Here is an 11,473-nt window from a genome sequence, read left to right as displayed (position 1 = left end):
TTCCATGGCCAAGTCCGTCGACCTCGCCCGCCTGGCCGAGCTGTTGCCCGGTTACGGGTTCGCGTTCCTGGTGACCGTCGGCGACGACTATCGCGTCCGCACCACCGCGATCACCCCGACCTTCGACGGCACCCGGGTGGATATCGGTCCGGTCGGCTCGCACGGCCGGGAGAACATCGCGGCCCGCGCCGGCGTCACGCTGGTCTGGCCCGCGCGCGAGGTGGACGAGTACTCACTGTTCGTCGACGGCCACGCTGAGCTTCCCGAGGATCCGGCCGGCCCGGTGCTGGTGACGCCGACCAAGGCCCTGCTACACCGCCCGGTGTTCGAGGCCGGCAGCGATCGGGCGGTCGGCACAGTGCACGACTGTGTGCAGCTCAAGGCGGACTGACAGCCTAGCCTGGTCCACATGGCTTCCAACGTGGACTTCGCGCGGCTCGCCGAGAAGCTGGTGGGCTACGACTATGCCTACCTGATCACCGTCGACGCCGAGAACCGCCCGCACCCGGTCCCGGTGATGCCGGTGCTGCAAGGCGACACCGTGCACATCGGCGCCCTGGGCGGCCGCCGCAGCCGGGCGAACCTGGCCCGCAGCACCGACGTCACCGTGATGTGGCCGCCGCCGGCGCCGGGCGGTTACACCGTGATCGTCGACGGCACCGCCGAAGTGTCCGATGCCGGCGAGCTGGCCAGCCTGGCGATCACCCCCAGCAGGGCGGTGCTGATCCGGGTCGCCACCCCCGAGTCGCCGGGCGAAACCCCTTGCTACAGCGACTGTGTCGACCTGAAGCTCACTCCGCAGGGAGCCTGAGCGGCCGGCCGGCCACCATCAGCACCACGTCGTCGGACTCGGCGGCAATACGCGCGTTGAGCACTCCCAGCAGGTCGCGGAACAGCCGTCCCGACGCGGTGGGCGGAACCACCCCGCTGCCCACCTCGTTGCTCACCGCCACCGCCGGCTGCGGGCAGGCTCGCCAGGCGGACACCAGCTCGTCGATATCGGCGTGGACGCCGTCCAGCGCGCCACCGTCCCACACCCGGTGCAGGTCCATCCGGGCGGTGAGCCAGGTGCCCAAACAGTCCAGCAGCAGCGGGGTTTCGGCGGTGCGTAGCGCAGCGGCGACGTCGGTGGTTTCGACGGTGCGCCAGGATTCCGGACGTCGCGTCCGGTGCAGTCGGATACGTTCGGCCCACTCCGGGTCACCCTCGCGAACTCCGCCGGTGGCCAGGTAGGTCACGGCCGGCTCAGCGGCCAGCAGCGCTTCGGCGTGCGCGGACTTGCCTGAGCGTGCCCCGCCGAGCACCAGGGTGTGGGCCGGTGCTGCACCGGCTGCACCCACTCGCACCACCTCGCCATCAGATCCCGGTCGAGCATCTGAATCAGACAGTACCGCAGTCAATTCGGGCTCAGGCGGATTGTGGTGGCTCAGGTGTACCGCGACGACGTCGGTGGTGTCGGTGATGGCGCCCGAACTCCGCAACGCGGCCACCGTTGCCGTGAACGCCGGCAGGTCGTGGTGCTCGGTGCCGTGCTCGGTGTAGTTGCCGAAGGTCTCCTCCAGAAACACCGCGTCGTAGCCGGCGCCTGCCACCGCGGCGTGCGTCTCCTCGGGCAATGGCCCGGTGTCGGTGGCCCAGAAGGTCCGGCCACCAACAGATTCCAGGTCGTAGAGCACCGCGTCACCGCCGATGTCGGCGCCGTGCGCCGCGGCCAGCACCCGCAGCCGATAGTCACCCACGCGCACGTCGTCGCCAGGCGAAACCTCGACGAACCGGACCGGGTCATCGGGCCCCACCCAATGTCGGCATTGGTCGAGAGCACTGGCCGGTCCGACCACATCGAGCGGCTCACCGGTCCCGGTCCAGTGCCGCATCAACAACGCGGCGGGGCCGACATGGTCGGGGTGGCCATGAGTGAACAGGATGTGCCGAACTCCGGCCAATGACCGCCCGAACCGCATCGCGGCGCGCGGCACCTCCGGCCCGCAGTCCAGCAGCAGGACGTCGTCGACCAGCGCGGCAGTCTGGCCACGGACGCTCCCGGCCGCCGACAGGCAGGAGTCGCAGCGGCAGAACGGATTCGGCCAGCCATCGGCACTGCCGGTGCCCAGCAGCAGGATCTCCACCCGGCCATTGTCGTTGACTCTGCGCCCACGGCGCACACCACTCGCACTTTCACGCCGTGGACGCAGAGTCAACGTAAACGACGAAGACCCGGCCTGCCGAAGCAGACCGGGCCTCGCCGTGCAGCCAGACTTAGAAGTCCATGCCGCCCATGCCACCGGTCGGGTCGCCCGCGGGTGCGGCCGCCTTCTCCGGCTTGTCGGCGACAACAGCCTCGGTGGTCAGGAACAGTGCCGCGATGGACGCCGCGTTCTGCAGCGCCGAGCGGGTCACCTTCACCGGGTCGGCAACGCCGGCCTTGAGCAGGTCCTCGTACTCGCCAGAGGCGGCGTTGAGGCCGGTGCCCGCGGCCGAGTTGGTGACCTTCTCGGCGACAACGCCGGGCTCCAGGCCCGCGTTGAAGGCGATCTGCTTCAGCGGAGCCGACAGCGCGACGCGCACGATGTTGGCACCGGTCGCCTCGTCACCCTCGAGCTTCAGCTCGTCGAGCGACGGAGCGGCCTGCAGCAGGGCCACGCCGCCACCGGCGACGATGCCCTCCTCCACGGCGGCCTTGGCGTTACGCACCGCGTCCTCGATGCGGTGCTTGCGCTCCTTGAGCTCCACCTCGGTGGCAGCCCCGGCCTTGATCACCGCAACACCGCCGGCCAGCTTGGCCAGACGCTCCTGCAGCTTCTCGCGGTCGTAGTCGGAGTCGCTGTTCTCGATCTCCGAGCGGATCTGAGCCACCCGGCCGGCGATGGCGTCGGAGTCACCGGCGCCCTCGACGATGGTGGTCTCGTCCTTGGTGATGACGACCTTGCGGGCGGTGCCCAGCAGGGCGACGTCGGCGCTCTCCAGCGACAGGCCGACCTCTTCGCTGATGACCTGGCCACCGGTGAGGATCGCCATGTCCTGCAGCATCGCCTTGCGGCGGTCACCGAAGCCCGGGGCCTTGACGGCGACGGACTTGAAGGTGCCGCGGATCTTGTTGACCACCAGGGTCGACAGGGCCTCGCCCTCGACGTCCTCGGCGATGATCAGCAGCGGCTTGCCGGACTGGATGACCTTCTCCAGCAGCGGCAGCAGGTCCTTGACGGTCGAGATCTTGGAGCTGACCAGCAGGATGTAGGGGTCCTCCAGGACGGCTTCCTGACGCTCGGCGTCGGTGACGAAGTAGCCCGAGATGTAGCCCTTGTCGAAGCGCATGCCCTCGGTGAGCTCCAGCTGCAGACCGAAGGTGTTGGACTCCTCGACGGTGATGACACCCTCGTTGCCGACCTTGTCCATGGCCTCGGCGATCAGGTCACCGATGGTCTGGTCGCCCGCGGAGATACCGGCGGTCGCCGCGATCTGCTCCTTGGTCTCGACCTCCTTGGCCGAAGCCAGCAGGGTCGAGGTGACCTTCTCAACGGCCTTCTCGATGCCGCGCTTCAGACCCAGCGGGTTGGCGCCGGCGGCCACGTTGCGCAGGCCTTCCTTGACCAGGGCCTGGGCCAGCACGGTGGCGGTGGTGGTGCCGTCACCCGCGACGTCGTCGGTCTTCTTGGCGACCTCTTTGACCAGCTCGGCGCCGATCTTCTCGTAGGGGTCCTCCAGCTCGATCTCCTTGGCGATGGACACACCATCGTTGGTGATCGTGGGGGCGCCCCACTTCTTCTCCAGGACGACGTTGCGGCCCTTGGGGCCCAGCGTCACCTTGACCGCGTCGGCGAGGGCGTTCAGGCCCCGCTCGAGGCCGCGACGGGCCTCTTCGTCATACGCAATTTGCTTAGCCATTGCGAAGTGATTCCTCCGGTTAGGGGGTGCACGTCTTGTCGGTCGGGTGCAGTGCCCGCGACGGACGGCTGTGGGTGTGCTCCGCAGGTGCGGCCCCGTACCTCACCGTCCCGACCTAGCACTCGCCGGTCGCGAGTGCCAACGTCATTTTTAGCACTCGCCCATGGAGAGTGCAAGGTCGGCCGGTGACGATGCGCGGAGCGAAGCGACGGGCTGAGAAGGCGGGCGATCAGGCACAGCTAGACATCGAGCAGCTGCTCGTAGAACCCACCGAACCCGCGGGCCCGGTTCGCCAAGTGCACCTCCAGGATCCAGTGGCAGACCCTGCCGGTGGGGTCGGTCCGGCGCATCGGCTCATCGGATCCGGGCGTCACGTAGAACCGGGCGTCGTCACCGGAGATCTTCTTGTGCGGAAACTCCCCGAGCAGGTGCCCGGCGATGGGAGCGCCGAACTCGAAGCCCTCCGCCCGGGCCAAGCCGACGACATGCTCGTAGAGCTGCGCCCCGGTGATGTCGGGGTGTGCGTCGAAGAACTCCCGGCCGGCATTCCACACCCGCGGCAGCGCGTCGCGCAGAGCCAGCTTGTCCGGGTCTGCATCAACACCGCCGAGCACGAAGGTGCGGCCGAAGTCGGCCTCCCACTCTTCGAAGATCGGCCCCAGGTCGAGGTAGGCGATGTCGTCGTCGGCCATGATGCGATCGGGCGGGTCGGCGTGAAACGGCAGCAGGCTGTTCTCCCCGGCCCGCACCACCCGCCGATGCCAGTGCCGTGTCACCCCGAACATGTCGGAGGCCAGGTCTCGGATCTCATCGGAGAGCTGTCGCTCGCCGACTCCGGGGCGGACCATGCCGCGGCGCTCGATTTCGTCAAACAGTGCGACGGCCTTGGCCTGCGCGTCGCGGAGCCGCTCGACACGGACGGATTCCGGCTCGCGCGGGGTGGACACACCAGCGATGCTATCGGCTTGCCCTAGACTGCATCTCGATCAGATAGGAGACCGGGTGCGGGCTGAAGCAGCGCCCAGCACCCGGGCTTTGCGGGGCTGGCAACGCCGGGCTCTGGTGCGCTATCTGACCGCCAAGCCGCGAGATTTCCTGATGGTGGCCACCCCCGGCGCCGGTAAGACGACGTTCGCGCTGCGTATCGTCGCCGAGCTGCTGGCCGACCGCACCGTCGAGCGGATCACGATCGTGGTGCCCACCGAACACCTCAAGGTGCAGTGGGCGTCGGCCGCCGCCTCGCACGGCATCGCCTTGGATCCGCGGTTTTCCAACTCCGACTCACAGACCAGCTCGGAGTACCACGGTGTCGTCGTCACCTACGCGCAGGTCGCCAGCCACCCCACCCGGCACCGGGTGCGCACCGAGGCCGCCAAGACCCTGGTGATCTTCGACGAGATCCACCACGGCGGTGACGCCAAAAGCTGGGGTGACGGCATCCGGGAGGCGTTCGACGATGCCACCCGCCGGCTGGCACTGACCGGCACCCCGTTCCGCAGTGACGACAGTCCGATCCCGTTCGTCAACTACGAGCCCGACGGCGCCGGCCACCTGAGATCGGTGGCCGACGACAGCTACGGCTACACCGATGCGCTGGCCGACGGGGTGGTGCGCCCGGTGGTGTTCATGGCCTACTCGGGCGAGGCCCGCTGGCGCGACAGCGCGGGCGAGGAATACTCGGCCCGGCTCGGCGAACCGCTGACCGCCGAGCACACCGCCCGGGCGTGGCGCACGGCGCTGGACCCCAACGGCGAGTGGATGCCGGCGGTGATCACCGCCGCCGACACCCGGCTGCGCCAGCTGCGCGAGGGCGGCATGGCCGATGCCGGCGGCATGATCATCGCCTCCGATCAGAAGACGGCCCGTGCCTACGCCAAGCTGCTGACCAACCTCACCGGCGAGGCCCCCACCGTGGTGCTCTCCGACGACCCCAGCGCGTCGGACAAGATCGCGCAGTTCTCCGCGGCCACCAGTCGCTGGCTGGTGGCGGTGCGGATGGTTTCCGAGGGCGTCGACGTGCCCCGGCTGGCGGTCGGCGTCTACGCCACCAGCGCGTCCACCCCGTTGTTCTTCGCACAGGCCATCGGCCGGTTCGTGCGGTCGCGGCGGCCCGGCGAGACCGCCAGCATCTTTCTGCCGTCGGTGCCGTCACTGCTGGGTCTGGCCAGCGAGCTGGAACAGCAGCGCAACCACGTCCTCGGCAAACCGCACCGGGAGTCCGAACGCGACGAGTTCGCCGAGGCCGAGCGCCGGCGCGACGAGCCCTCCGAACTGGAGAACACCTTCGAGTCGCTGGGGGCCGACGCCGAGCTGGACCAGGTGATCTTCGACGGCGCCTCGTTCGGCACCGCCACCCCCGCCGGCAGCGAGGAGGAGGCCGACTACCTGGGCATCCCCGGGCTGCTCGACGCCGACCAGATGCGGGACCTGTTGCGGCGCAGGCAGGAAGAGCAGCTGGACCGGCGGTCCAAGGCGGTCAACGACGGCGGGGTTCCGGTGCCGGTGACCACGCACGGCCAGTTGCGGGCGCTGCGCCACGAACTCAACGCGCTGGTGTCGGCGGCCCATCATCGGCTCGGCAAGCCGCACGGCTGGATCCACAACGAGCTGCGCCGGATCTGCGGCGGCCCGCCGGTGGCGGCGGCGACATCGGATCAGTTGCGGGCACGGATCGAAGCCATCCGGCAGCTGTAGCGCTCGACTGGCTCCTCCCCTGCCCGTCGAGTGTGCGGTTTCGTTGCCGATCCGCTGATCTTGCCGACCAATCCGCACACTCGACGAACCCGCGACGGGGCTCAGCGGGTAAGGACCGGAGTGTTTCCGCAGGGCGAAGGTTCCCTGCCCGCCGAATTACAGGGAAAACCCTGTATCGAATTAATGCAGCCGATGCTTGGCTTGTCTTAAAGAAAAACTTGGGGGTATCTCACATGTAGGGGGCTGATCGCATGGGTACTGGTCGTTCGAATCGGCTGCGTCGTCGTGCGACGGGCGCGGGTGCGACGGTGGGGGCGTTTCTGGCGTTCGGGATGGCGCCGTTGACCGCCGGTGCGCCGGTGGCCCGCGCCGATTTTCTGGATGACCTGTTCGACCCGACCGCGTGGACATGGCTGGATGCGTCGGCCTGGACTCCCCCGGCGGAGACCGTGGCGTTCGATGCCCTGCCGGCACCGGAGACCGACTGGATGGCTGATCTGCATGCGCAGGTGGAGACCATGCTCGCCGATCCCGCCAACGGATGGTGGCTGGACCTGCTCAACCAGCCCTCGGAGTGGCTGTTCGGCCGCGATCTGATCGGTGACGGCGTCGACGGCTTCGACGGGGCCAACACCTCACTGTTCGGGTCGACCGGGTGGTTCGGCGACCTCGGTGACGGCGGGTTCCTGGCCGGCGACGGTGGCCTCGGTGTCACCGGGGGTACCGGTGGGATGGCCGGCATGTTCGGCAACGGTGGCGAGGGGGGAGCCGGCCTGGACGCCGCGGACAACGCAGGAGTCGCCGGTGACGGCGGGGCCGGTGGCGCCGGTGGCTGGCTGTTCGGTGACGGCGGTGCCGGTGGCGCTGGCGGGGCCGGCGCCGACGGCATCAACGCCGCCGGCAGCAACGGTGGTGTCGGCGGCAACGGCGGAGCCGCCGGCATCTTTGGTGATGGCGGCGAGGGTGGCCACGGTGGTTCCGGTGGGGACGGTTCGTCCGGGGGTATCGGCGGCAACGGCGGCGACGGCGTGGTCGGGGTGAACAACGGTCGCGGCCAAGATGGCGGCAGCGCAGACGGTTTCGCCGGCGGTGACGGCGGCAACGGCGGCAGCGGTGGCGTGACGACCTTCGGGCACCTCGGTGTCAACGGTGACGGTGGAGCGGGCGGCAACGGCGGCAACGCCGGCAACGCCGGCAGCAGCGGCAACGGGGCCGCCGGGGCGTGGGGCAATACCGGTACCGGCGGTGCTGATGGAGCTGGCGGCGACGGCGGCAACGCCGGCAGCAGCGCCGCCGGTGCCGCCGGTTCCGGTGGTCTGCACGGCACCGGCGGCAACGGCGGAACCGACGGCACAGCCGGAACCGCCGGCAACACCAGCACCGCCACCGGAATCCACGGCGGCAACGGCGGCGACGGCGCCTTGGGAGATGGCGATCACCCCCAGGCGGGCAATGGTGGCAACGGCGGCACCGGAGGTATCGGTGTCGGCGGCAACGGCGGTGCCGGCGGCAGCTTGATCATCGGTGACAGCACGTCGACCACGTCGACGCAGGACGCCCTTGGTGGTGACGGCGGGGCCGGCGGCAGCGGTGCGGCCGGCGGCGGCAACGGCGGCAACGGCGGCGGCGCGATCACCTACGGGACAGGTAAGGCCATCGGCGGGGACGGCGCGGCCGGCGGCGCGGGTGGTACCGGCGCCGGTGGCAACGGCGGCGACGGCGGCCTGGGATGGAGCTCCAACAGCGCATCGACCCAAGACATCTTCGGCGGCCAGGCCGGGGCCGCTGGCAGTGGTGCGGCCGGCGGCGGCAACGGCGGCAACGGCGGCAGCGCGACCACAGCCGGAACGGGTAAAGCCGTCGCCGCCGACGGAGCGGACGGCGCCGCCGGTGGTACCGGCACCGGCGGCAACGGCGGCAACGGCGGCGGCGCGTGGATCGGCAACGGCGCGTCGACGCAAGATGCCGTCGGCGGCCAGGCCGGGGCCGCCGGCAACGGTGCGGCCGGCGGCGGCAACGGCGGCAACGGCGGGGGCGCGATCAACTACGGGACGGGCAAGGCCCTCGCCGCCGACGGGGCGGACGGCGCCGCCGGCGGTACCGGCACCGGCGGCAACGGCGGCGACGGCGGCGGCGCGTCGATCGGCAACGTCGCGTCGACGCAGGACGCCCTCGGCGGCAAGGCTGGGACCGGCGGTAGCGGGGCGACCGGCGGTGGCAACGGTGGCGACGGCGGCAACGTGGTGAACCAGGGGACGGGCAAGGCTGTCGCCGGCGACGGGGCTGACGGCGGCGCGGGTGGTTTCGGCGCCGGCGGCAACGGTGGCAGCGGCGGCTACGTCTACAGCTACAACAGCGCGTCGACACACGATGCTCTTGCCGGCGACGGCGGGAGTGGCGGTAGCGGAGCCACCGGCGCCGGCAACGGCGGCAACGGCGGCAACGCGTACACCGAGGGGTTGGGCAAGGCCATCGGCGGCGACGGAGCGGACGGCGGCGCGGGTGGAAGCGGCAACGGCGGCAACGGCGGCAACGGCGGTGACGCCTCGATCTATAACTCCGCGGGCGCGTCGACACAGGACGCTCTCGGCGGTCAGGCCGGGGCCGGTGGCAACGGTGCGGCCGGCGGCGGCAACGGCGGCAACGGCGGCAACGGCGGCACCAACGGGACGGGGAAGGGCATCGCCGCCGACGGGGCAGACGGCGGCAACGGCGGTAACGGAACCGGTGGCAACGGCGGCAACGGCGGCACCGCGGGCACGACGACACAAGACGCCTTCGGCGCCCAGGGCGGGGCCGGCGGCAGCGGTACGACCGGCGGCAACGGCGGCAACGGCGGCAACGGCTACACCCAAGGGACGGGTAAGGCCATCGGCGGCGACGGTGGTACCGGGGCCAGCGGCGACGGCGGCAACGGCGGCAACGGCGGCAACGGCGGCAATGCGGACAGCACCATCGAGGCGGGCCAAGACACCCTCGGCGGCCAGGGCGGAGCCGGCGGCAGCGGTACGACCGGCGGCAACGGCGGCAACGGCGGCAACGCGCACACCTACGGGACGGGCAAGGTCATCGGCGGCGACGGGGCCGCCGGCGCCGACGGCAGTACCGGACAAGGCGGCAACGGCGGCGGTGGCGGCCTGGCGGTCATCCAGAACACCACATCGACGCAAGACGCCCTCGGCGGCGACGGCGGTGCCGGGGGTGACGGCGCGACTTCCGGCGGCGACGGCGGTGGCGGCGGCGACGCGTACACGAGCGGGACCGGCAACGCCGTCCACGGCAACCCTGGCCCCGACGGCACCCCCTGAGCGCCCGGCCGGCCGCGCCGGACCCGGTTTATCGACCGGTCAGCCGTGCCGCGCCCACGCGCTGCGCGCCACCCAGGGCGAGGCCTGCGCGGCCACCGACCACGCCCACTCCTGCGGCACGTCGATCACCCGGTACGCCTTGACCCCGGCGGCGGTGGCCGCGATCAGAGTGGCCACCCCGGCGCGGCGCTGAAACCAGCTCTGGCGCACCGTCCAACCGACGATGCCCGCGGTGGCGATGCAGTAGCGACGCTGCTCCCAACTGCCGGTGCGGGCCGACAGCCAGTGCGCGTCGACGCGATGGCCCAAGGCACGCACTCGGTCGACGGCCATCAGCGCCGCACCCAGCGTCATCGCCACCCAGGCCGGCCAGCACCAGTGCGGTAGGTCGACGACCGCCGACGCGATCGCCAGCCCGGCCCCGGCGGCCACCGGCAGCAGCAGCGCCCGAGTCCAACGCCGGCGGGTCGCCGCCGGCCCGTGCGGGCGCAGCGACCCGGTGACCACCACGGGGTCCGCGACCAATCCGGTCAAGACCCCCTCGGCGGTGGCCCGCGGGCAGGGCGGCAGCAGGATCGACGACTCGCCCTCCCCGTTGACCCCGGTCATCGCCGCGTCCAGCCGCGCGCCGCCGAACAACCGCACTAGCAGCGGCCGGCGCAGCGTTCCGCCGCGCAACCGGCGCATGTCGTAGTTGTGTTCGCGCACTCGCAGCAGGCCGTAACTCAACGCCAGTACGTCACCGCCCGCCCCGGAACTGCGCGACAGCACCAGGTTTCCGTAGGTCACCAGGGAGCGCAGCACTGCCAACAGCATGGAGACCACCACCAGCAGGGCGGCGATCAGCGTCAGACTCTGCTGAACGCCGAACTGTTCGGCGGCCTGAAGCCAGGACCGGCTCACCGGTGAATCCTCCAGTGCCGCCCAGACTCCGCTCTGGTACAGCGCGCCCACCGCGGCCCCGACCATCACCAGCCCGGACAGGCTCAGCGGGCTGTAGCGCAACCACGACGGCCGCCACCGCGCCAGCACCTTCGCTGGGGCGGGCGCCGATCCGGTCGCAGCCTGCGCGGTTTGTCCGGTGTGCGCCAACAGCGTCGCGCGAAGTCCAGGGACCTCGCTGCTCTCGACCGCGTTCAGTTCGAAGGCGCTGTCCGCGGCGGCATGCTGACCCGTGCTGACCCGCAACACCGTCAGCCCCAGCAGCCGGTGCAACAGCCGGGCATCGGTCTCCACCGAGCGAATCCGGTTGCGCGGCACCGAGAGCACCTTGCGACGCAACAGCCCGGAGCGCAGCTGCACCCGGCCGGCCTCGGGGTCGGGTTCGATGCGGTAGGTGGTGGTGAACCAGCGCGTCACACCCACCACGGCGATCACCGACACCACCGCCAGCACCCACGGCCGGTTGTCGGTCGCCGAGCCGAACACCACCACCGCGACCAGCAGGGGCAGTTCACGCAGCACTTCGTGCAGCGGATGCACCAGCAGCATCCGCGGACTCAGGCGTTGCCACTGTTCAGAGCGCTGTGTGCTGTTCATCCGCCTTCTCCGTGCCCCACCCGTGCCCCCATAGTCTGATGGTCGGGGCT

Annotated in this window: 8 protein-coding genes; 4 read left to right on the top strand and 4 right to left on the bottom strand. The window is 71.0% G+C overall.

The genetic code is table 11. The features are described 5' to 3' along the window. Positions 1-4 precede the first annotated feature (4 nt). Together K3U94_RS02510 and K3U94_RS02505 are read left to right on the top strand one after the other, a co-directional pair. Positions 5-391: a pyridoxamine 5'-phosphate oxidase family protein gene (locus K3U94_RS02510; protein WP_220695471.1), complete on the top strand. Its 387-nt coding sequence runs from the start codon at positions 5-7 to the stop codon at positions 389-391. A gap of 18 nt (positions 392-409) precedes the next feature. Further along, a complete protein-coding gene (locus K3U94_RS02505; protein WP_220695470.1) occupies positions 410-811 on the top strand; it encodes a pyridoxamine 5'-phosphate oxidase family protein in 402 nt (133 codons plus the stop codon). Here K3U94_RS02505 and K3U94_RS02500 read toward each other — a convergent pair. The 3 genes from K3U94_RS02500 to K3U94_RS02490 all read right to left on the bottom strand — a co-directional run bounded on the left by K3U94_RS02500 (position 792) and on the right by K3U94_RS02490 (position 4,829). After that, a complete protein-coding gene (locus K3U94_RS02500; protein ID WP_220695469.1) occupies positions 792-2,126 on the bottom strand; it encodes a bifunctional adenosylcobinamide kinase/adenosylcobinamide-phosphate guanylyltransferase in 1,335 nt (444 codons plus the stop codon). The two genes, K3U94_RS02505 and K3U94_RS02500, sit on opposite strands and share 20 nt — an antisense overlap. Positions 2,127-2,256: 130 nt before the next feature. Next, the gene (gene groL, locus K3U94_RS02495) at positions 2,257-3,882 is read right to left on the bottom strand and encodes a chaperonin GroEL (RefSeq protein ID WP_220695468.1); all 1,626 of its coding nucleotides are present in this window, start codon (positions 3,880-3,882) and stop codon (positions 2,257-2,259) included. A 239-nt stretch (positions 3,883-4,121) separates the two neighbouring features. Next, positions 4,122-4,829: a M24 family metallopeptidase gene (locus K3U94_RS02490; RefSeq protein ID WP_220695467.1), complete on the bottom strand. Its 708-nt coding sequence runs from the start codon at positions 4,827-4,829 to the stop codon at positions 4,122-4,124. A 55-nt stretch (positions 4,830-4,884) separates the two neighbouring features. Here K3U94_RS02490 and K3U94_RS02485 point away from each other — a divergent pair, with 55 nt between their 5' ends. Both K3U94_RS02485 and K3U94_RS24025 read left to right on the top strand, forming a co-directional pair. Beyond that, a complete protein-coding gene (locus K3U94_RS02485; RefSeq protein WP_220695466.1) occupies positions 4,885-6,576 on the top strand; it encodes a DEAD/DEAH box helicase in 1,692 nt (563 codons plus the stop codon). Between the two features lie 251 nt (positions 6,577-6,827). Then, positions 6,828-9,884, top strand: a complete 3,057-nt coding sequence (locus K3U94_RS24025) for a PE family protein (protein WP_220695465.1) — start codon at positions 6,828-6,830, stop codon at positions 9,882-9,884. 39 nt (positions 9,885-9,923) lie between these two features. Here K3U94_RS24025 and K3U94_RS02475 read toward each other — a convergent pair whose 3' ends face one another. Beyond that, positions 9,924-11,423, bottom strand: coding sequence for a PH domain-containing protein (locus K3U94_RS02475; RefSeq protein WP_220695464.1), 1,500 nt, complete (start codon positions 11,421-11,423; stop codon positions 9,924-9,926). Between the last annotated feature and the right edge of the window lie 50 nt (positions 11,424-11,473).

Source organism: Mycolicibacter heraklionensis, from assembly GCF_019645815.1.
Classification (GTDB): domain Bacteria; phylum Actinomycetota; class Actinomycetes; order Mycobacteriales; family Mycobacteriaceae; genus Mycobacterium; species Mycobacterium heraklionense.
This window is presented reverse-complemented; position numbering and strand designations above follow the sequence as displayed.